This is a genomic window from Actinomadura scrupuli, assembly GCF_050971785.1.
In the GTDB taxonomy this organism is placed as follows: Bacteria; Actinomycetota; Actinomycetes; order Streptosporangiales; family Streptosporangiaceae; genus Actinomadura_E; species Actinomadura_E scrupuli.
Genome location: NZ_JBPCCU010000001.1, coordinates 865,397 through 885,902, shown reverse-complemented (window position 1 = coordinate 885,902; position 20,506 = coordinate 865,397). Strand labels below are relative to the sequence as shown.

Below are 20,506 nucleotides of genomic sequence, written 5' to 3'. Positions count from 1 at the left end.
CTCCTGACCATGACCTTTATCGCCGCAAGTGATCGTTATGACGGTTCGCCCTATCGCCGCAGCGGACGCAGTGGGCTCAAGCTGCCCGCCGTCTCCTTGGGCCTGTGGCACAACTTCGGGGACGACCGGCCACTGGACGTTCAGCGGGCGATCCTGCGTCGTGCGTTCGACCTCGGCATCACGCACTTCGATCTTGCCAACAACTACGGGCCGCCCTACGGATCAGCTGAGATCAACTTCGGCAGGCTGTTCCGAGAGGACTTCAGGCCGTATCGCGACGAGCTCGTCATCTCGACCAAGGCGGGCTACGACATGTGGCCCGGCCCGTACGGCGAGTGGGGATCGCGCAAGTCCGTGCTGGCCAGCCTCGACCAGTCGCTGGGCCGGATGGGCCTGGACCATGTCGACATCTTCTACAGCCATCGCTTCGACCCCGAGACGCCGCTGGAGGAGACGATGGGCGCGCTCGACCACGCCGTACGGTCGGGCAAGGCGGTGTACGCGGGCATCTCGTCCTACTCGGCGGAGCGCACCGCCGAGGCCGCCGCGATCCTGCGTGATCTGGGGACCCCGCTGCTCATCCACCAGCCGTCGTACTCCATGTTGAACCGCTGGATCGAGGGTGGCCTGCTGGACACCCTGGAGCAGGAGGGCGTGGGCTGCATCGCCTTCTCTCCCCTGGCGCAGGGGATGCTGACCGACAAGTACCTGAACGGCGTGCCCGCGGGCTCGCGGGCCAGCCAGGGCAAGTCCCTCTCCCCCGATCTGCTGACCGACGAGACGCTCAAGCACATCCGGGCCCTCAACGACATGGCGGCGGCCCGGGGCCAGTCGCTGGCGCAGATGGCCCTGGCGTGGGCGCTGCGCGATCAGCGGGTCACCTCGGTGCTCATCGGGGCCAGCAGCGTCGAGCAGTTGGAGGACAGCGTCGCCTGTCTGGGCCGGCTGGAGTTCACCGCCGAGGAACTCGCCGCGATAGACCGCGACGCGGTCGAGGCGGGCATCAACATCTGGGCGGCTTCCAGCAGCGAGTGACCGGCCCCGGCGGCGGGAGCGTTCTCCCCGGGCGGTGACCGCCGCGACGGTCGCGTGAACCCCTCCTGACCCCGCCCGGCCTCGGCCTCCCCGCTGAGGGGGGTGGACGAGGCCGGTCACGGTCGGTGCCGAGGCAGGTCAGCCCGCGCAACCCAGGATGGAGTTGAGCGGCTGGCAGTTGTCAGGACTGTTCTTGGTCACGCTGGAGCGGCTGAGCGTCACGCCGCCCACCGCCGCGTTGAAGATCCCGCCGCCCGCGGTGTTGTTGCCGACGGCCTGGTTGAGTGCGACCACGCTCCGGTCGAGTGAGGTCGTGCCGAGGTTGTAGAGCCCGCCGCCGAGATTGGCCGCGGAGTTGCCGGAAATGCTGCTTTGAATGACTCGCGTCGTGTGGCCGGCCGTGGTGTATATGCCGCCACCGTTGCGAGTCGCGACATTTCCGGTGAGACGGCTCTCCAAAAGCGTCAGTGTTCCGTCGTTGTAGATTCCGCCGCCGTCTCCCCCGGGCCCCTGGTTGGAGTTGGCGGCGAGGTGAGTGCGGACGAGCACCGCGACACCTGTGTTGTGCAGGCCGCCGCCGTTGTTCGCCGTCGCGGTGTTACCACTGAGCGTGACGAAGTTCAGCACCAGGGTGCCCGCGTTTCGGATACCACCGCCGACACTGGTGGTGGTGCCTCCGTTCAGGATGAAGATCCCGTCCACCCGGAGCGTGCCGGTGGCGGCAACGTCCAGGACGCGGAGGTTCGGGACGATCGGGTTGCGTTTGATGCTTGTGGACGGCCCACCGACCAAGGTCACCTTGCCCGTGATCTGCGGCAGTGCGGCGTTGAGGAGGTAGACACAGGACCCGGCGAGCCGGAGTGTGGCGGGGACCGTGTTGGCCGCGGTGATCGCGTTGGCCAACGCCGTCGTGTTGCAGGGCACGTTGGTGATCCGCGCGTGGCTCCCCGCGGACTGTGCCTGTGCCGCCGGTGGCGCCGCTGCCGTCAGCGCCGCTACCGCGAGCATGCCGGCACCTATTCCACCAGCCGTTCTAGCGAATGAAGTCATCGGTCTCCCTCGAACAGATTTCGGCAATCGTCGTTCCGGTGACGGATTGTCCTTTTGCCGCGTCGTCGACGTCGTCAACGCCGTCGACTAGAGGGAAACATTGCGGAGGCTCCGGGGACGGGATAGGCGTTCGCCTGCCCATGAATCTTTGATCGATGTTTACGAGGCCTTGCTTTCGCCGCGGGCCCTTCCCTGAAATGCCAGGATTTCGCGACTTATTGCGCGAAGCGCAGCACGGCAAGCTCGCCGAAGAACGCCCGTAGGCCGGATCAGGGGGCTCAGGGTGGCGAGGGGTCCGTGCGGGCTCATGAGCGAGACCGTGGCGCCACCGGCGTCACGGCACGCGACAGGACAGGGCTAGGCGACCATGTTCGGATCGTCGCCGGAGTGCTCGCGGCGGTAGATGCGGCTCGCCTCCCGGATGACGTGTCCCCGGTCGATGTACGTCGGCGGCGCGTCCGTCCAGCCGACGGTGTCGGACATGATGTGGATCGCGGCTCCGACCGGCACCGCCAGGACGATGATCACCCCACAAATGATCATGATGGTCCAGGCGTGCATGATCAGCGAGATGCCGCCCACCAGGAACGCCGCGATCACTGTGCCGACCAGCACCCACGACGACGTCCTGCCGTGCGGATGGCCCTGACCGGACACCGGCCGCGGCAGGTTCTCGTCGGTGGGGCGGGCGACCACGGGGGCCGCCGGGGCCGCCGGGTTCTTCCGAGCGGGCAGAAAGCCCATGGCCCGTCACTTCCTTCGCTGCCCGGGCTCTCCCGTGCCGCCGGCTGCGGCCTCCGAGGCGCGCGGACGTGCCGTAGGGATGTGCTGACTCCAGGTATACCTTCCCAGCTCAGACCATACTAAAAGGGACCTTACCGGCGGGCACCCGCCGAGAGGAGGTCCTCGCATTCGGCCGGTGACCACTCGCCGAGCAAGCCGGAGACGTCCACTCCCACGCTCTGCAGATGCAGGACGGCCGAGCGGGCCCTCTCCTCCATCGACGGCTCGGGCTCCCGCGGCCCCCACCGCGCGACGGCCAGCCTCGCCACCCAGAACACCAACGACGACACCAGCAGCACGATCACGAACAGCACCGAGGAGGCGATCAGGTCGTCGGCGGGAGCGTCGTTCATCCGGCCCTCCAGTCGTCCTGTCCGGCGGGGCGTCCACCGGGCTGCGGGACATAGACCCTGACCCGCTCCCCCAGATCGGTCAGGTCCGCGAGCTCCGCCAGCGACGGCGACCGGATCGGCCCGAGCAGGGCATCGTGCTCCAGGGCCTCGGTCACCGAGTCGCGCATCGCGGACAGCCCGGTGAGCAACCGGCCGTGTGTGCGCACGAGCTCGTCGACCCGCGTCGCCACCTCCCGGTCGAGTGCGGCGGAGACCCTCTCCTCCAGCTCGACCGAGCGTTTGCGCGCGTCGGCCATCAACCGGTCGGCCACCTCCCGGGCGCTCAGCAAGGTCTGCTCGGCCTGCCGCCGCGCCTCCGCCACCCGGGCGTCGGCCTCCTCCTGCGCCAGCCGCAGCACCCACGAAACCTGGCCCGGAGCCGACTCCGGCACCGTCCATCCGGGTTCACCGGGTCGCTGGAGACCGGGGCACAGTTCGCTGAGCTCCCTGCGCACCTCGGCAACGAACTCGTCCACCTGGCGCCGGGAGTATCCGAGCACCCGGACCCCGAACTCCGGGTCTCGGCCCGGCTCGTCATGATCGGCCATAGCGTCCGACGTTAACGACTCGTCCCACCCTCAAGCCCACGACACGTGCCGACCGGGAAACCTTGACCTCTTCCTTGCCGCACGCGCCCGGCAGGACTCGGGCGCGGGGCACCCGGCAGGACTCGGGCGCAGGGGGAACGTTCCAGTCAGCTCGCGAGGCTCCGGGCCACCGCGTCGAGCGCCCAGCCCATGCGCGCCACGTAGGCCTCGGGGTGGTCGCCCGCCTCCTGGGCGACGTACGCGATGCAGGCGGCGCATCCGGCGGCCAGCGAGTCGTCGATCGCCGCGCGGATCTGACCGGGCGTGGGGTGGTCGGACTCCTGCAGCGGCGTCGTGAACAGTACCTGGGCCAGCTCTGGCACGCTCAGATCGTTCGACATCAGCTGTCTCCCTCTCGGACAGGGCCCGGCCTTCGCGGGTGCTCCGCGCCCTACCCCTGCACAATCTCTCGCGGAAGGTCGTACCGCCATCCGGGTCATCCCCGGCTTTCACCCGGACCACCCCCCGGAAAACCCTGAAGATCCCGTGCAGTGACGCTCACGGCCCCGTAGACGCTCTTCACTACAAGGAGCTTTCCGTCATCGAACTTCTGCCGTCGAAGCGCCGACCAGTGAGGGCCGAACATGTCCTACATCATCAGCCCGGAGGGCCTGGCGCCGGCGCAGATTTCGGGCGAAGCGTGTGCGTCGTGTGGCAAGGGCTGGCCCCTCCCGAGTGTGTTCATCGGGCGGCTGCCGGACGGCGAGAGCATACGGTGCTGCCCTGAGTGCGCCCAGAGCGTGGCGCTCTACCGGTCCGAAGCGGCGCCGGCGTCCTAGACTACGGCGGTGTGCCGCCCCCCGAGCAGCCGACCGGTGTCCCGCACCGGCGCAGACGGTTCCTGGCCGCCGCGGCGGCCGTCGTCCTCGTCGCCGCCGGCGTCACGGCCTGGGCGACGGGCGGTCTCGACTCCAGCCGGGGGCCCGCCGCCGTACGGCCCGGCCGCGACGTCGACCAGCACCTGTTCCGCACCCGGCTGCTCCGGGCCCGCACGGCGTGGCTCCAGGAGTCGAAGTACACCGAGCGCCGCCATGTCCTGCTGGTGACCGCCTCCGTCACCAACCTCTCCCGGGAGACCGCGCTGCTGCGCGGCCCGGCGACCGACCACAACTTCCCGCACAGTCTCTTCCTGCGCTGGCCTGGTACGGGCCCGCGCCCGATCTTCTCCCGGGCCAGGGCGTACAAGGGCGAGACGTCGACCTGGATGCTGCACCCGCGACTGCCCGGCTTCGTGGTCCTGGAGTACGTCCTCCCGGCGGGGGCGGTCACGCCGCCCCAGGTCACCATCGACCTCGCGGAGTTCGAGTACACCGAGGCGGGCATCCTCGACCCGCGCGGCTACTGGGAGTTCAAGGCCGCCGGCTTCCGCACCGTCAAGGTCCGCGATCCGAAGAACGGCAGGCTCCGCACCACCACCAAGATCGACCCGGAGCTCGCCGCCAGGGTGACCCTGCCGGTGGAGGTGGCGTCGTGAACCCGTGGGCCGGGCTGATCGGCAGGCTGCGGAGCAGGCCCGCGACGTGGGTGGTCACCGTGCTGCTCGCGGCCGCCGCGGTGGCGCTGCAGGCCACCCGGTGGGACTACGCGCAGGCGTACGGTCCCTTCGCCGACGACGGGACGGTCGGCCACCGGGTCGTCACCCCGCGGTTCGCGATCACCGTCGACCAGGTGCGCACGGCCCGCTCGGTGGCGGAGGGCCCGAAGCGGACCGTGACGGCCACCGGCGTCTTCCTCATCGTGACCGCCACGGCGGAGACCACCCACCCCGGCCCCGCCCAGCTCGCCACCGTCATGCTCCGTACCCACCTGGGCGACTACTGGTCCACCGACGTCTTCGCCGGGAGCCTGCTGGGCGGCCCGACCACCCGGACCCTCGACTTCGTGACCCTGCAGCCGGGAATGCCGCGGCACGGCGCGTACGTCTTCGACGTCCCGCCCGGCGCGCTGCCCGGTGCGCGGCTGGTCGTCTCCGACCGGTCCACCGACGTGGCGAACTTCGGTTTCTACCGCCGCGACCCGGTGCGCTTCAGCGCCGAGGCGCACGTCGACCTCGGTCTCGACCGGCGGCGCGCGAAGTCGCTCACCGACACGGCCGGCGAGCGGCTGCCGATCCCGGGGGTGTCGTGAGACGGATCCTGACCGTGTCGGCGATGGCGGTGGCCTGCGTCGCCGTGGTCGCCACCGCCGTGTACCTTCCGCTGCGCACGGAGTGGGAGGAGTACCGCAAGGCGGTGCCCGCGGAGCAGGTGCGAACGGCGCGTCCCGGGCAGCCGGTGGAGTTCGGCCGGATCCGCTGGACGCTGCGCTCGTACGGCGCCGCGGCGATGAAGCCCGGAGACCTGCCGCCCAGCGGCATCGACCCGCCGCTCCGTCCCGGAGAGGTGCTCGTCACCGCCACGCTGGAGGCGACCTCGCTCGCCACCGCCAAGGAGGTGCCGGAGCTCGACGTGGGGTACGAGCTGCGGGATCGTGCCGGGAACCGCTGGCGGGCCGACCTGTGGCACTCCCTGATCCTGGCCGGCCAGACCAACCGGATCACGGTCATGGGGACGGTACCCGGCTGGGCCGCACACGACTTCCATCTCGTGCTGCGCCGCAAGCCCCGCGATTTCACCCCGCCGGTAGGGGGTCCGATGCTGGTGTTCGGGCGCTGATCACCAGGTCGAACATCGCCGCCAGCAGGGCCAGCCGGAGCACCTCCGCGAGCAGCCCGTGCCCGAACTCCAGCGGCACGAGCGCGACGTTCCAGAACTGCACCGTGTGCGCGGGGCCGATGAGCGCCGCCGCCGTACGCTGCGCGGCGTCCATCCCGATCCCGATCGCGACGTAGCAGAGGCAGAACAGGGCGGCCGCCGGGCCACCAGCGGCGAACGCCAGCCGGCCCGCGTGCAGCAACGGGACGTACTTGTCCCGGAAGCCACGGCCGACCTCCCGGCCGGCTCGGTCGGCCGGCCGGTCCGCGCCGCCCACGCCGGAGAACCGCTCGTGCAGCGCTTCCAGCCGGGTGCCCGTCACCACGTCACGGCCGCGCAGTTCGACGCCGTACACCACCGCCGTCATCGCGAACCAGATGATCGGCAGTACGAGCGCGTCCTTGACGGGCGGGACGAGGGAACCGGCGAACGCCAGGCCGGGCACCTCCGCCAGGTCCTGCCAGAGGTTCCGGTCACCGATCCAGGAGCCGATGGACGCGGCCACGACCCCGATCGAGAGGACGCCGTAGAGGGTGAAGTTCACCTCGAAGAACGCCACCAGCGACGCCGACACCCGGCCGGGCGACCGCCAGTGCCACCGCTCACAGACCATCCGCAGCGACCAGGCGACGATCATGATCGCGAGCGCCAGCGTCAGCGGGATGCCGATGAACACGCTGCCGGCCTCGAGCGCGTTGCCCTGGTCGCCCAGTCGCTGCGCGTCGAACCGGAGCGCGTCGTGCGCGTCCGCCTGGAACAGGTTCCAGGCCAGGTAGACGATGACGAAGGGCAGCAGGCTGCGGAAGACCGCCGCCCGGTACGACTCCTCCCGGAGCGGCTGCTCGAGGGGCGCCCGCCGGAGCCCGCGGGCGAGGGTCAGCAGCATGCCGATCGTGACGGCGAGCGAGACGAGCACGACCAGGCTGAGCAGCAGCAGAGCCAGCACGCGCCGCTCCGCCGGGAACCGGCCGTGCCCGACATGGGAGATGGCCAGCAGCAGGAGGTGGCGGATGATCCGCCCCGCGCCGTACCAGATCGTCAGCGGCACGAGAAAGCGGATCGCCAAGCGCAGCGCGTCCAGTGGCAGCCTCACCGGCCCGATGCTAGCCCCCCTCCACCCGCCCGCCCCACCCCCCGTGATCACGCAATCGTTGGACGATTGATTGCATGATCACGGAGGGTGCGGGGCGAACGGGCAGGGTGGGTCAGGGGAGGAGGGTGTCGAGGAAGGTGTTGCTGAAGACGCGGTTCGGGTCGTAGCGGTTGAGCGTGGCCCGGGCGGTGTCGAAGTTGTCGTTCGACGGCTGCCCCGCGTTCATGGTGTTCCTGATGGTGGAGGTCAGGACGGTCGTGTCCGTCCACGCTCCGCTGTCGGTGACCGCCCACGCCTTGGACCACTCCGGCCGTACGGTGGCGTACGAGCCGGTGTAGTTGGCCCAGATCCACTGCTCCATCTGAGCGTAGAACCGGCTGACCTTCGGGGTCACCGGGATGGTGCCCATGTCCAGCCAGACGCAGACGTCCCACTCGGGGTGGTCGGGCCGGGGCCGCACGGAGGACAGCTGCGGGGTCACCGCCCCGGGGATCCCGTCGACCTCGCCGGGCTTGTCGAGCCCGGTGACCCGGATCTCGATCGGCCCGTTCATGGGGTAGTCGCCGTTGGCGCGGAAGGCGTTGATGGTGGCGACGTACTTGTTGTAGAACTCGCTGACGACGCGCTGGATGTTGGCCCGCGAGGTCACCACCGCGTACCCGGCCTCGACGATGCGCAGGGTGGTCGGCTGGACGTAGAGCAGTGTGTTCTTCGACCAGCCCCAGATGTCCCAGGTGCCGGTGGTGATGAGACCGGAGCCGACGATCGCCATCTCGCCGTTCTCGAAGGTGGGAGTGCCGGACACGTTGCCGGCGACGACCTGGCTGAGGAAGTCCGACGTCGCCTGGTCGATGAAGTTGGCGAAGGTGTAGTTGTAGGGGCCGTTGACCTGCCGCGACAGCAGCGGCTTGCTGGGCTTGACGTACCACTGCTTGATCCACGGCACGGTGGTGAACGGGAACCAGATGACCTCGATCCGGCCGCATCCGTTCAGCAGGCCGGCGAAGGAGTTCGACCCCGCGGAGGCCGGTGCGGCGAAGACGTCGGTGACCTGGATGTCGTACCGGCTCGTGCAGCGCAGCCGCTGGTTGGCGCCGACCTGCAGGGTGACCTCGGTGATGAAGGCCCGGCCCAGGTGGGACAGGAACGGCTTGATGTCGGGATCGGTCCGCTGGAAGGTCTTCAGGACGTACTTGTTCTGTGCCGGGTCCCACACGACGGCGGTCAGCGAGCGGATGAGGTTGCTCAGCGAGCCGTAGCTCATCCCGCCCGGCCGGCTCTCACCGGCGGCCGGGATCGCGGAGCCGTGCGCGTTGACGGCGAGCACCCCGCCGAGGGTGAGGTTGCCGGGCGCCGGGGTGGCGGCGAGGCCGAGCCCGGCCGCCTCCAGCGTGACCAGCAGGCTGTCCATCGTGATGCCCGCCTGCGCGGTCACCGTCTTCGGTGACCCGCTCGAGTCGATGGTCGAGGCGGTCAGGTGCTGAGTGGTGTCGACGAGGAGGAACTTGTCCATGTTGGCGCCGCTGGGCACCAGGAAGGGGGACCAGCCGTGCCCCTTGCCCTTGGGACGGACCCGGTAGCCGTTGGCGTTCGCCCAGTTGACGACGGTCACGACCTCGGCCGGGTTCTGCGGCGCACAGGTCCAGGCGGCCTCGATCGTGATCTCCTCGGACCAGTTCTGGTAGGCCTGCTGGTAGAGCGGGATGCCGCTGGGGAAGCCCGGCGGGGTCGGGAGGGTGACCGCCGCGTCGGCGGCGGAGATCCGGAAGGCGGGGACCCAGCCGACGGCCGCGCCCAGAGCACCCGCTCCGGCGGCGGCGAGCAGGCCGCGACGGGAAAGGTCGCGCCCGGTCGTGGATTGCGGCGTTTCCAAGTTGTACGTTTCGGAGTCGTGCGAAGAGGAGTGCATTACCCGGTTCCCTGCTTTCGTACAGCTGACAGGATCCGGGGTGGCTCGCGCCTGATGCCGCCCAGGACAAAGCACTAGATGGAGACGGGCGCGGGATCACTAAGCCGCGCACTTCGGAACGGTCCCGTTTGCAACCGGGACCACTGGGGGGAAGCGTCGACACCTGAGCCGGTTATATGACCGCACCACACTTTGGTCAAGCACTTGCTTGGTGATTTCACGCTCTGGGACGTTCGGCCACTCTGCGTACATGAGTCTGGGTATGGTCTTCCTGGCACGTGAGGACTTCCGTGCCGTTCGCATTCATGCGTGCCGAGGAGAGCCCGGATGATTAGCCCGTTTGTACGCCGGCTTCGGCTGGCCCACGAACTGCGTGTTCTTCGAGAAGATGCCGGGCTCACCCACGAGCAGCTGGCAAAAGCAATCAGAGAATCCCGGGCGAAGATTTCGCGGCTCGAAAATGGGCATATCCCGCCCGACCAGAACGACATCATCAAGCTTCTCGACGCGCTCAGCGTGGACGGCGACAAGTGGGCACAGATCCTCACGATTGCACAGGAGGCGGCGGCGAAGGGCTGGTGGGAGTCGAACATCAAGACCATGGGCGAGCGCCAAGCCCTGTACGCGAACCTGGAGGCCGGCGCGGTCACCATCAGGGAGTACCAGCAGACCTTTCTGCCAGGGCTCCTGCAGATTCCCGATTTCGTGCAATTCCGAACAGAGGCCGACTCCGCCATCCAGCCTCTCAGCATCACCCCTGAGGGAGTGGCGAAAGGCCGGACCGGACGGCAGCGGATGATGCGCAGGCCAGGAGGGCCGACGTTGGAGGTTCTCATCGACGAGCTCGCGATCCGCCGCTTGTCCGCCCCGCCTGCGGTCATCAGAGCGCAGCTCCGCCATCTGGTGACCACCGCCACCGCGGAGCCGCGGATCACCGTGCGCGTGCTGCCGGTGGAGGCTTTGATCGCGGGCCACACGGTGCCACGATGCTCATTCTCGCTCTATACCTATGCCGATCCCGAAGACCCTCAGGTCGTCGCCATCGACACCGTCACATCCGACCTCGTGCTGACCGAGGAAGAGGAGGTCAACCCCTACATTGCGCTGTACGGCCGGTTGCAAGAAGCCTCCTTGCCGGCGGCCGACAGCCTTCGGCTCATCACCGAGACAGCCGATCGGCTGCCCGATCAGAAATCTGACCAGGAACAGGAAACCTGATGAACAGCGACATATTCTCGAATTGGCGCAGATCCAGCCGTAGCAGCGGGACGGGCAACTGCGTGGAAGTGGCCGTCGCCGAGTGCGCCGGCTCCGGCCACGGCTTCGAGGCGGTGACCGGCGCGGAGCGGCTGGTCGGCGTCCGCGATTCGAAGAACCCTGACGGCGCCGTGCTCGACTTCACCTCCGGCGCGTGGCGGGCGTTCCTCGCCGATGCCAGGGGCAGCAGCTTCGACCTGCGCTGACCCGGCGCGTCCCACAACCACGGAGGCCGGAGCCGACCCGGAGAGGGTACGGCTCCGGCCTTTGCGCGCCCGCACAAGGCTGTGACGGCGAGGTCACGCAAAGTGCTTGCGAGGGTCGCGTGACGGATGAATACTGTGAGCCATCGAGAATTCTGCACTGTACAGAAGATCGGTCTGATCACCGGGCCGTGGCCGCCCGACTCGCCCGGGCGAGAGTCGAACGCCCGCTCCGCGTGATCCCTGGGGATCGGCGATCTTCACGACGGCGATGCGCTGCACAGGCCACCGCCCTCAACCCCGAGGAGCGGGCCGATGCCCGATCACGAACGGATCGCCAGAGGCTTGATGGAGCGCTTTCCCGGCTGGATCACCTGGCATGGCGGCACCACGGCCCGCTGGTGGGCGTTGCCGCCGGTCCGTTTAGCGGCCGCCGGCCTGCTGAACGCCCTCACGCCCGACGAACTCGCCGTGCAGATCGCGCTGACCGACCCCAGCCAACCCGCTCCGCAGATCCCGGTGGGGATGAACACCGAACAGCGCATGGCCTTCCGCCTCGACGAGGAGCCGCAGCCGGTACGCCTGGCACGCCGCATCACCCGGGACGTGCTCGCCGCATGGGGATCGCCGCACGATCTCGACACCGTCCTGCTCGTCGTGGCGGAGCTGACGACCAACGCGGTCGCGCACGGGGAGCCGCCGATCACCCTGGCTCTGGCGACGGTCGCGCACGACGGCCGGCCGGCGCTGCTGGTCGATCTGGACGACGCCTGCCCGGCCACGCCCGAGAAGCGCGAGCCCGGTGAGGACGGCGGCTTCGGCATGCGCGTCGTCGAGCAGCTGGCCGACATGAGCGTGTACCCGCGTTCCGACGGCAAGACCGTGCGGGCCCTGATCCCCGCGCCGGAGGCCGCCATGGGAGGGGCTGCGCGCGGCGCGGCACCGGCCGGCGCGCACCGATCCGGAAACTCCTCATCCCCGGCGTGACCGTGCAGCGGGTGTCGACGCCACCCGTGACGCCGACTGCACGGTCACGGTGGGGATGAGGGGGTCCCGCTATCGTCCACCTGCATCCGGCGGCACACCCCGATGCCGGATGCAGGTGGTACGCCGTCGCCTCGATGCGGCGGGTCTCCGGATCAGCCGGCCGTCGGGGGACTGTAGACACCGAAGTGGTTGCCCGAGGGGTCGAGCAGATCGGCGAAGATCAGGCCGTTCGACCCGGTGGTGGGCGGCACGAGCACCTTGCCGCCGAGCCGCTCGGTCTGGGCGACCACGGCCGCGACGTCCTCCACGACCACCAGGAAGATCGCGTGGTTCTGGGCGGCGTCGGTGTGCGCGATGCCGCCGTCCGGCCCGTCGGCTCCCGGGTAGCCGACCAGGTCGTACTTGCCGCCGCCGTTCGGGTCCGGGGTGAAGGTCCAGCCGAACAGATCGCCGTAGAACCGCTTGACGCCTTCGGGGTCGTCGCTGCCGACCTGGAACCAGCTCACCGTGTTGTACGCGGGTGCCGTCATGACCGCCTCCTGGGATGTCTCGTGTCGTGCTCCGTACGGATTCACGATCTCCCGGGGTGGCGACAACCCCCTGTCGGTGTTTCGGTGCGGACTCGGGCGGCTTCAGAGCGCGGGAACGCGGGTGACGAGAGCGGGGATGTCCTGCGCGCAGTCCTCGAAGGGCCGCACCGGCGCGGGCAGGTCCGTCACCGTGGCCTCCTTGATGCGGTCGAGCCGGAAGGCCCGGGCGGCCTGGCGGAGCCGGCACCAGCCGAGGAGATACCAGCCATGGGACCCGCAGAGGAGGGCGGCCGGCTCCACGTCGCGCTCGGTCCAGGACTCGAGCCGGTCCTGGTAGACGATCCGCAGCACCCGCCGGGCGGTGATGGCGCGCTCGACCTCGGCGGGGAACGGCGGCACGACCTCCTCCGGCGGTGCGATCAGCCGCACCCGGTCGGCGAGCGCGCGGGCGGCGGCCGCGTCACGGTCCGGCATCACCGCCACGATCTTGGCCATCGCGCTCTGGCTGGCCCGCGCGAACGGCGTGTCGGCCGCCCGGCTGAGCGCGATCGCCATCGCGACGGCCTCCTGCGGCGTGAAGTTGAGCGGCGGCAGCGACATGGTCTTGTCCAGGGCGTAACCGCCCCGGCGCCCCACGTCGGCGTAGATGGGCACGCCCGCCTGCTGCAGGGCGCCGATGTCGCGCTCGATGGTGCGGATGCTGACCTCGTGGCGCTCGGCCAGCTCACGGGCGCTGCGCCGGCGCGGCGAGATGGCCCGCAGCTCCTCCACGAGGGCGTACAGCCGGTCGGTGCGGTTCACGACGCCTCCGGCGGGTCAGCCGAGCTCGCCGAGGAAGCCGAGCAGCGCGGCGCTGACCTCTCGCGGGCGCTCCTGCTGGGTCCAGTGACCGCAGCCCTCCAGCCAGAGCGGCTCGCGGAGATTCGGCACGAGGTCGCCGAGGCTCGCGACCATCTCCCGGGCTCCGGGGGCGGTGGCGACGACGTCGCGGTCACCGGCGATGTAGAGGGCCGGCGGTGTGATGGGCGCCCGGTGCCAGGCGGCGGTGAGCTCCCAGTTGCGATCCCAGTTGCGGTACCAGTTGAGCGGCCCGGTGAAGCCGCTCGGCTCGTACTCCGCCACGAAGGTCTCGATGTCCTCGTCGGTCAGCCAGTCCGGCAGCGTGGCCGGGTCGGGGCAGATGTCGAGGAACCCGCCGCCCTCCGGGACGATCGGCGTGAAGCCCGGGCCGTCGCCGGACGCGGCGTAGAGCATGCGGCGGAACGTGCTGCGCGGATCCAGCGACAGCTCGGCGTCGGCGACCCCGGGCTGCTGGAAGTAGACGATGTAGAAACCGTCGCCGTAGACCTCGCGCATCAGCGAGATCGGCGGCCGGGAGCCGCGGGGCCGGTGCGGGACGCTGAGCCCGGCCACCGCCCGGACCCGGTCGGGGCGGAGCATCGCGGTGTGCCAGGCGACCGGCCCGCCCCAGTCGTGCCCGACCACTACGGCCTGCCGCTCTCCCAGCGCGTCGATGAGCCCGACCACGTCCCCGACGAGATGCAGGATGGTGTAGTCCTCGATCCGGTCCGGGCGGTCGGTGTCGCAGTAGCCCCGCTGGTCCGGAGCGACCACGTGGTATCCGGCGTCTGCCAGCGCGTGGAGCTGATGGCGCCAGGAGTACCACGACTCGGGAAAGCCGTGCAGCAGCAGCACCAGCGGCCCGGAGCCCGCCTCGGCGATGTGCATCCGGATGCCGTTGGTCTGGACGAACCGATGGGAGATCTCCGCCATCCCCCGACGCTAGCCCCCGCAGGTGACATTTCAGCGAGCGGCCGGGGTCATGTCGGGGACGGTACTCCCCCACGGGCAGCCGCGGCGGCGTCCTCGGCGGCGGCGTCCCGAGCGGCGTCCCGGGTGCCGGGATCCGCGGCGGCGAGGGCCTTCGCGGTGACCGGGACCCGCCGCTCACCGCCGGGCCGGCGGTCGAGCAGGGAGAACAGGTGCTCCCACCGGTCGAGCACCGGCTCGGGGTCGAATCGGCGCACCGAGACGCGAGCGTGCCCGCCCAGCTCGCGGCGGAGCCCCTCGTCCCCGATCAGCCGGTCGAGCGCCGTCGCGAATCCGACCGTGTCGCCGGGCCAGACGAGCAGCCCGTCGTGCCCGTCGGTGAGCAGCTCGCGTACGCCGGGCGCGCAGTCGAAGGCCACCGTGGGCAGGCCGTAGGCCATCGCCTCCAGGACCGACATCGGGAAGCCCTCCGCGCGGGAGGGCAAGGCGAAGATCGAGCTGCCGGCCAGCGCGGTCTCGATGTCGCCGGTGGTGCCGTGGAACTCGACCGTGCCCGAGATCTCCCAGGAGCGGGCGAGCCGGCGGAGCCGGGCCTCGTGCGGCCCGGAGCCGTACACCCGCAGCCGCCAGCCGGGGTGGCGGGGTGACACCCGCGCCCATGCCTCCAGGGCGAGGTCCACGCCCTTCTCGTGCGACAGCCGGCCCACGCAGGTGACGACGGGCTCCTCCAGCGTCGGATACCGGCCGGGTGAGACGTGCAGCGGGTTCGGCATGTCACCGGCGTTGGACATGCCCGCGCGCGCCCACGCGTCGGCGTCCTCCGGGGTGAGCGCCAGCATCCGGTCCGCCGCGGCGAAGTGCTCCCGTACCCGCGCGTACCGCGAGGACCGCCGGGTCGCCCGGTACGACTCGTGGCTCATCCCGACGACCTTCAGCCCGGTGGTGTCGGCCGCACGGACCCACTCCATCGCCCATACCTGGGCGGCGATCACCACCCCGCCGGGCCGGGCCGCACGGAACAACTCCGTCAGGCGGGCCGCTCCCTGCCGCAGCGCGGCCGTACGCCACAGGTCCCGGGACCGGGCCGGCAGGTTCAGCCGGTCCAATGCCGACCGGGGACGCCATTTCATGACCGGGGCCCGCCACTGCCGGTGCAGGACCACCCGGTCGTAGCCGGGATCGCGACCGTGGTCGTGGCGGTCGAGCGCGCAGGTGATGCCGATGAGGGTGACGTGGTGGCCGCGGCCGGTGAGCAGCCCGGCCAGGTGGTGTGCCCAGCGCTGCAGGCCGCCCATCTCCTCGATGTTGTTGCAGACGATGAAAACGTCCCGCGAGTCAGCCACGGCGTCCCCCACCCGTGCGGAGTCGGTCCCGGTACAGCCGGTCGTCGAAGAACCGGTCGACGACCGCCCGCGCGGCGGTGCCCCGGTCGTACTCGCCGAATCGCCGGACGAAGCACCTGCGGCTCTCGGCGTACCTCTCCCGCACCGACTCCAGGTCCGCCAGCTCCGCCAGCAGCTCCGCCTCGGTGCCGACGATCGGCCCCGGAGCGTGCCGGGCCAGGGGGAAGTACGAGCCCCGGACGTGGGACACCTCCTCGTCGTCGGGCGTGTAGAACACCATCGGCCGGTCGAGCAGGGCGTAGTCGAACATGATCGACGAATAGTCGGTGACCAGCGCGTCCGAGATCAGCATGAGGGCGGTGAGGTCGGAGACCTGCCCGGCGCCCCGCACCGCGTGCCGGATGCCGGGCGGAAGGGCCACCGTGCAGAGATAGTGCGGCCGGACGAGCAGGACCAGCGAGCCGCCGAGCTCCTCCGCGAACCGGGTGAGATCGAAGGGCGGCTTCAGATCCCGGATGGGCTCCCCGTCCGGGTCGGTGCGGTAGGTCGGCGCGTACAGCACGATCTTGCGGCCGTCGTCGTCCAGCCCGAGGTCCCGGCGGAGGGCCTCCAGCTCGACGGCGTCTCCGCCGGTCAGGAGGGCGTCGTTGCGCGGATAGCCGACCGGCAGCAGCTCCGCCTTCACCCCGAGCCCCTTCACCAGGGTGTCGACGTCGTACTCCGAGCGCACCAGGAAGCAGTCGAACCGCGCCACCTTCCGCCGGAGCCGGTCCTGCTCGGCCTGGACGTCGCTCTTGAGCCGGGGATGGTCCAGGCCCATCCGCTTGTACGCCGATCCGTGCCAGGTCTGCAGGTACGTGGTCGCCCGTCGCTTGCGCAGCCCCTCCGGAAACCCCTGGTTGTCCACCCAGAACTCGGCCCGGGCCAGAGCGAGGTAGTAGGCCCAGGAACCGCGCCGGACCAGCTCGGCGTCCTTGGGGAAGCCCCGCCGCGTCGAGGCGTACGACCAGGTGACGTCCAGCCGTGCCCCGGACCGGCGCAGCTCCTCGTAGATGTAGCGGGGATTGTCGGAGTACTGCTTGCCCAGGTGGCTCTCGAAGACGGCGGTGCCCGCCCGGACCGGCAGCCGGGTCAGCAGCCGGTTGTAGATCGCGACCTTGGTCTTCCGGCTGGTGATCAGCCGCTGGATCGCCCGCTCCAGCTCACGGATCCGCGACCACAGCCGGCGCCCGGCGGAGGTGGCGGCGGCCCGCCGCACCGCCGTCCCGGCCGTCCGGGTCCACCGGCTGCGCCCGTCGAGGACGAACGCCAGGTGCCCCCACTCGGTGATGTAGGAACGCAGGTGGTCTCCGGCGAGCCGGGTCAGGCGAGGGCGCACCGGCAGCGCCACCCCGCTGAAGGCGTCGTCGTCACGGGCCGGCCGGGTGACCACCTTCTCCCCGTCCACGGTCAGCGACAGCCGGGTGTCCCAGACCGGATCGACGAACCCGAACGGGCGCACCCGGCCGAGCGGATCGAACGTCGCCCGCCAGTACAAACGCTCTCCGGCATGGGCCATCTCGGCCGGGATCTTGAAGGCCCGGCGGCGCCTGCGCCGGTCGTAGAACTCCAGGACCCCGCTCAGCTCGGCGTCGTCGGGGATGCGCCCGAGCGGGTTGGCCACGTGGCCGGCCAGCAGCGCGCCCTTGCCGCGCAGCTCCACCATGGTCAGCATGTTGCCGGGGCGGAGCCCGCCCAGCGGCAGCCGGTGGATGCCGAGATCGGTGACGTCGAGGATGCGCCGCCCCTCCTCGGCGTCGAGGTGCCGGGCGCCCCAGTAGACCCGGCCGTCCCGCTCGACCAGGTCGGCCCGCAGCTCCGGCGTACCGGTCCGGCCGTACTCCGCGGCGGCCAGCGCCCCGGCGTAGTCGTGCTCCCTGACCATGTAGGCGGCGATCGCCGGGATCGGCTGGGCCCGCTCGAACACCTGCGGGTCCAGTTCGGCGACGTAGGCGCTCGCCAGCTCCAGGAACCGCTGCCGGTGTTCCCGGTCGCGGGCGCGCAGCTCACGCAGGTAGAGGAGGAGGTCGTGGTTGAGGAACTTGGCGCCCTTGGCCAGTTCCAGCTCCCGGGTGCCGCGTTCGCGGAAGAGCGCGTCGATCCGCCGGTGCACCTCCAGGCGGTCGGCGAAGTTGGCCAGCTCGGCCCGCCGGTTGGAGATGGACGGCGACGGTGCCTTCTCCTGGACGTACCAGGTGTAGACCCGGTGCGGGATCAGGGCGACCCGGCGTGCGGCCAGGTACGCCTCGGCGGTGAACAGCAGGTCCTCGTAGTGCAGCCGCTCGGCGAACCGTAACCCGTGGTCGGCGAGGAAGTCGCGCCGGTAGCACTTGTTGGTGGCCAGGGTGTCGTAGAGCAGGTCGGGATTGTCCAGTACGGAGTCGTAGACCGCCCGCCGCTCGTAGAGCCGTGGATACCACGGGCTCTCCCGGGGGCTCCGCCGATCGAGGTAGACCCGCGAGCAGAGTCCCGACACCAGGTCGGCGGCGGTCTCCTCGGCCGTGGCGACCAGGTTGAGGCACGCGTGCCGGTCGAGGACGTCGTCGCTGTCGAGGAACATCACGTGCGTGCCGCGGGCATGCTCGATTCCCGCGTTGCGCGGGCCGCCGCAGCCGCCGGAGTTCTCGGCGAGGTGGACCGACCGGACCCGGTCGGCATGGTCGCGGGCGAGCGCGTCGGCCACCCGGCCGGTGGCGTCGGTGCTGGCATCGTCCACGATGACGATCTCGACGTCGCCGAGCGACTGGGCCAGTACGGATCCGACCGCGCGGGGCAGCCGCTCCGCGTCGTTGTAGGCGATGACCACGACGCTGGCATCCGGGCGCCCCGGCATAGTGATGTCCCTTTCGTAGCCCCCTGTTCAGGTATTTCTTCCCGGCGAGCACCATGCACGGCCCGGAAAGGGATCAAAGACAGTTAAGGCTTAACATTCGGCCAGATCTCACGGTCTTTGGCCTTACCGGACCGCGACTCGCGCGGACTAAAGGGACTAAAAGGGAACTATCTCGCTCTACTCGCGGGCCCTTACCCTGCTCGCCCTTACATGCGGACGGGCTGGGGCTCTTCCGCCGGCGTACGGTCGGCGCGGTTGCGGCGTACCGCCCAGACCGCGACGGCGACCGTCACGCTGAGGGCCACCCCGACGGCGACGCCCTTGCCGACCATCGCGACGGTCTGCCGGAAGGCCTCTCCCGCGAAGTAACCACCGAGAGTGAAGCCGAGCCCCCACAGCAGGTTGCCCAGCGCGTTGAAGAACAGGAACCGGCCGTACGGCATCCGTACGCTGCCGGCCAGCGCGGGCATCAGGGCCCGCATCAGCGGGAGGAATCGCCCCGCGAAGACCGCGAACGAGCCGCGCTCGCTGATCAGCCGCTGCCCGCGGCAGATGTGCTTGCGGTAGGGCCTGCACGCCCGGGCGGTGACGAGCCGGGACCCGGATCTGCGCCCGATCTCGTAACCGGCGGTGTCGCCGGCCATCGCGGCCACCACCACGACCAGCAGTAACGGCACCAGCGGGACCTTGCCCTGCCCGGCCAGCGCCCCCGCGATGATGATCGTGGTCTTGCCGGGGCAGAAGAAGCCGACGATGATCGCGGCCTCGAAGAAGACCACCGGTGCCACGATCGCATAGACCACAGGACCACTCAGCCCGAGCAGTGCCCCGATGATCCCGTCCACCATACGTGTGTCCGCCCCCCGTCGCTTGTGCCCCCGGGATGTTATCCCCTCTTCCGGTACCTAGGACATGATCGTGGCCTGAGCATAGTGACTAAGAGTGACAGTCTTTGTCGACCATTAAGATTCGTCCGCTTTTCGGCCATTTATGACCGGTAGGGTTCCCCCGGTCTTTGACGAATCCCCGCTGTTCCCGGGGAAAGTCCGCCCGGCCGGACGGCGCACCGGCTCCGTCCCACTGCCGGTCCGGGGCGCCGACCGGCCCGGACGGGCCCGCCGCGCACCGACTGACGGGTGCCGGTACGGCAGGATGCTGTCATGCCTCTGGAAGCACCCATGACCGATCTCACCGACCTCGTCGACGCCCTGCTCCCGCGGGCCGGAGCCCTCGCCCTGCGCTGGTTCCGCGCCGACCCCGCCGAGCTGGGCATGGCCGACAAGGGCGGCGCGAAGGGGTTCGACCCGGTCACCGAGGCCGACCGGGCCGTGGAGGAGTTCCTCCGGACCGAGCTGGGCGGCCGGTTCCCCGGCGACCGCATCCTCGGTGAGGAGCAGGGCGTCACCGGCCCGCCCGAGGCCGGCCGGTGCTGGGTCATCGACCCCATCGACGGCACCAAGGCCTTCGTCACCGGGGTGCCGGCCTGGGGCATCCTGCTCGGGCTGGTGGTGGACGGCCGACCGGTGGCCGGCTGGATGCACCAGCCCTACCTCGGCGAGACGTTCATGGCCGCGGACGGAGTGGGCAGGTTCACCGGCCGGTCGGGGCGGCGCCCGCTGCGGGCCGCGGGCACGACCGACCTGGCCGAGGCGGTCCTCTACTGCACCCATCCGAGCATGTTCACGACCCCGGAAGAGCTGGCGGCCTTCGAGCGGGTGGCCGCGGCGGTCCGTCTGCAGCGGTACGGCGGCGACTGCTACGCCTACTGCCTGCTGGCGCTCGGCCAGATCGACCTGGTCGTCGAGGCGGGCCTGCAGCCGTACGACATCATCCCGCTGATCCCCATCATCGAGGCCGCCGGCGGGATCGTCACCGGCCGGGCCGGCCGGCCGCCCCTCGACGGCGGCTTCGTCGTCGCGGCGGCCACCGCGCAACTGCACGCCCAGGCACTGGCCCTGGTCAATCGGAGCTGAACGCGCACCCGGCGGCCGGGTCGGCGAGG

21 protein-coding genes are annotated in these 20,506 nt (G+C 70.4%); 8 read left to right on the top strand and 13 right to left on the bottom strand.

Annotated elements, in window-relative coordinates; translation table 11 throughout:
• Window positions 1-9: 9 nt before the first annotated feature.
• Window positions 10-1,035, top strand: a complete 1,026-nt coding sequence (gene mgrA, locus ACRYCC_RS04110; RefSeq protein ID WP_433808830.1) for an L-glyceraldehyde 3-phosphate reductase — start codon at window positions 10-12, stop codon at window positions 1,033-1,035.
• A 138-nt stretch (window positions 1,036-1,173) separates the two neighbouring features.
• Here the strand turns inward: mgrA and ACRYCC_RS04105 are convergent, their stop codons facing one another.
• The 5 genes from ACRYCC_RS04105 to ACRYCC_RS04085 all read right to left on the bottom strand — a co-directional run bounded on the left by ACRYCC_RS04105 (window position 1,174) and on the right by ACRYCC_RS04085 (window position 4,188).
• On the bottom strand, window positions 1,174-2,043 hold the full coding sequence (locus ACRYCC_RS04105) for a hypothetical protein (RefSeq protein WP_433808828.1): 870 nt from the start codon (window positions 2,041-2,043) through the stop codon (window positions 1,174-1,176).
• Between the two features lie 399 nt (window positions 2,044-2,442).
• On the bottom strand, window positions 2,443-2,829 hold the full coding sequence (locus ACRYCC_RS04100; protein ID WP_433808826.1) for a hypothetical protein: 387 nt from the start codon (window positions 2,827-2,829) through the stop codon (window positions 2,443-2,445).
• A gap of 131 nt (window positions 2,830-2,960) precedes the next feature.
• Window positions 2,961-3,221 (bottom strand): hypothetical protein, encoded by a 261-nt coding sequence (locus ACRYCC_RS04095; protein WP_433808824.1) that lies wholly within the window; start codon window positions 3,219-3,221, stop codon window positions 2,961-2,963.
• The gene (locus ACRYCC_RS04090; RefSeq protein WP_433808822.1) at window positions 3,218-3,808 is read right to left on the bottom strand and encodes a DivIVA domain-containing protein; all 591 of its coding nucleotides are present in this window, start codon (window positions 3,806-3,808) and stop codon (window positions 3,218-3,220) included. The genes ACRYCC_RS04095 and ACRYCC_RS04090 overlap by 4 nt, the downstream gene beginning before the upstream one ends.
• 146 nt (window positions 3,809-3,954) lie before the next feature.
• On the bottom strand, window positions 3,955-4,188 hold the full coding sequence (locus ACRYCC_RS04085) for a hypothetical protein (protein WP_433808820.1): 234 nt from the start codon (window positions 4,186-4,188) through the stop codon (window positions 3,955-3,957).
• A gap of 449 nt (window positions 4,189-4,637) precedes the next feature.
• On the opposite strand from ACRYCC_RS04085, the gene ACRYCC_RS04080 reads away from it, so the two are divergent.
• The 3 genes from ACRYCC_RS04080 to ACRYCC_RS04070 are packed head-to-tail and all read left to right on the top strand — an operon-like array spanning window position 4,638 to window position 6,501.
• A complete protein-coding gene (locus ACRYCC_RS04080) occupies window positions 4,638-5,321 on the top strand; it encodes a hypothetical protein (RefSeq protein WP_433808818.1) in 684 nt (227 codons plus the stop codon).
• On the top strand, window positions 5,318-5,974 hold the full coding sequence (locus tag ACRYCC_RS04075; RefSeq protein ID WP_433808816.1) for a DUF4352 domain-containing protein: 657 nt from the start codon (window positions 5,318-5,320) through the stop codon (window positions 5,972-5,974). Before ACRYCC_RS04080 ends, ACRYCC_RS04075 begins: the two co-directional genes overlap by 4 nt.
• Window positions 5,971-6,501 carry a hypothetical protein gene (locus ACRYCC_RS04070; RefSeq protein ID WP_433808814.1) on the top strand — a complete coding sequence of 177 codons (531 nt, stop codon included), beginning with the start codon at window positions 5,971-5,973 and terminating at the stop codon, window positions 6,499-6,501. The genes ACRYCC_RS04075 and ACRYCC_RS04070 overlap by 4 nt, the downstream gene beginning before the upstream one ends.
• On the opposite strand, the gene ACRYCC_RS04065 is transcribed toward ACRYCC_RS04070, so the two are convergent.
• Entirely contained in the window at window positions 6,458-7,633 is a 1,176-nt protein-coding gene (locus tag ACRYCC_RS04065) for a hypothetical protein (protein ID WP_433808812.1), read from the bottom strand. The genes ACRYCC_RS04070 and ACRYCC_RS04065 overlap by 44 nt on opposite strands.
• A 112-nt stretch (window positions 7,634-7,745) precedes the next feature.
• A complete protein-coding gene (locus ACRYCC_RS04060; RefSeq protein ID WP_433808810.1) occupies window positions 7,746-9,542 on the bottom strand; it encodes a cholesterol oxidase substrate-binding domain-containing protein in 1,797 nt (598 codons plus the stop codon).
• A gap of 327 nt (window positions 9,543-9,869) precedes the next feature.
• Between ACRYCC_RS04060 and ACRYCC_RS04055 the strand changes: the two genes are divergently transcribed.
• From ACRYCC_RS04055 to ACRYCC_RS04045, 3 genes are all read left to right on the top strand, one after another.
• Window positions 9,870-10,760: a helix-turn-helix domain-containing protein gene (locus tag ACRYCC_RS04055; RefSeq protein ID WP_433808808.1), complete on the top strand. Its 891-nt coding sequence runs from the start codon at window positions 9,870-9,872 to the stop codon at window positions 10,758-10,760.
• Entirely contained in the window at window positions 10,760-11,005 is a 246-nt protein-coding gene (locus tag ACRYCC_RS04050; protein WP_433808806.1) for a DUF397 domain-containing protein, read from the top strand. Before ACRYCC_RS04055 ends, ACRYCC_RS04050 begins: the two co-directional genes overlap by 1 nt.
• A gap of 312 nt (window positions 11,006-11,317) precedes the next feature.
• Window positions 11,318-11,989, top strand: coding sequence for an ATP-binding protein (locus ACRYCC_RS04045; protein ID WP_433808804.1), 672 nt, complete (start codon window positions 11,318-11,320; stop codon window positions 11,987-11,989).
• Between the two features lie 152 nt (window positions 11,990-12,141).
• On the opposite strand, the gene ACRYCC_RS04040 is transcribed toward ACRYCC_RS04045, so the two are convergent.
• The 6 genes from ACRYCC_RS04040 to ACRYCC_RS04015 form a co-directional block, all read right to left on the bottom strand.
• Entirely contained in the window at window positions 12,142-12,519 is a 378-nt protein-coding gene (locus ACRYCC_RS04040) for a VOC family protein (RefSeq protein ID WP_433808802.1), read from the bottom strand.
• A gap of 102 nt (window positions 12,520-12,621) precedes the next feature.
• On the bottom strand, window positions 12,622-13,320 hold the full coding sequence (locus ACRYCC_RS04035; RefSeq protein WP_433808800.1) for a helix-turn-helix transcriptional regulator: 699 nt from the start codon (window positions 13,318-13,320) through the stop codon (window positions 12,622-12,624).
• A gap of 15 nt (window positions 13,321-13,335) precedes the next feature.
• A complete protein-coding gene (locus tag ACRYCC_RS04030) occupies window positions 13,336-14,292 on the bottom strand; it encodes an alpha/beta fold hydrolase (RefSeq protein WP_433808798.1) in 957 nt (318 codons plus the stop codon).
• 47 nt (window positions 14,293-14,339) lie between these two features.
• Complete coding sequence (locus ACRYCC_RS04025; RefSeq protein ID WP_433808796.1) at window positions 14,340-15,632, bottom strand: glycosyltransferase; 1,293 nt, start codon at window positions 15,630-15,632, stop codon at window positions 14,340-14,342.
• Window positions 15,625-18,504, bottom strand: coding sequence for a bifunctional glycosyltransferase/CDP-glycerol:glycerophosphate glycerophosphotransferase (locus tag ACRYCC_RS04020; protein ID WP_433808794.1), 2,880 nt, complete (start codon window positions 18,502-18,504; stop codon window positions 15,625-15,627). Before ACRYCC_RS04020 ends, ACRYCC_RS04025 begins: the two co-directional genes overlap by 8 nt.
• 206 nt (window positions 18,505-18,710) lie before the next feature.
• On the bottom strand, window positions 18,711-19,352 hold the full coding sequence (locus ACRYCC_RS04015; RefSeq protein WP_433808792.1) for a DedA family protein: 642 nt from the start codon (window positions 19,350-19,352) through the stop codon (window positions 18,711-18,713).
• A gap of 312 nt (window positions 19,353-19,664) precedes the next feature.
• Between ACRYCC_RS04015 and ACRYCC_RS04010 the strand changes: the two genes are divergently transcribed.
• Entirely contained in the window at window positions 19,665-20,477 is an 813-nt protein-coding gene (locus tag ACRYCC_RS04010; RefSeq protein ID WP_433808790.1) for an inositol monophosphatase family protein, read from the top strand.
• Window positions 20,478-20,506 lie beyond the last annotated feature (29 nt).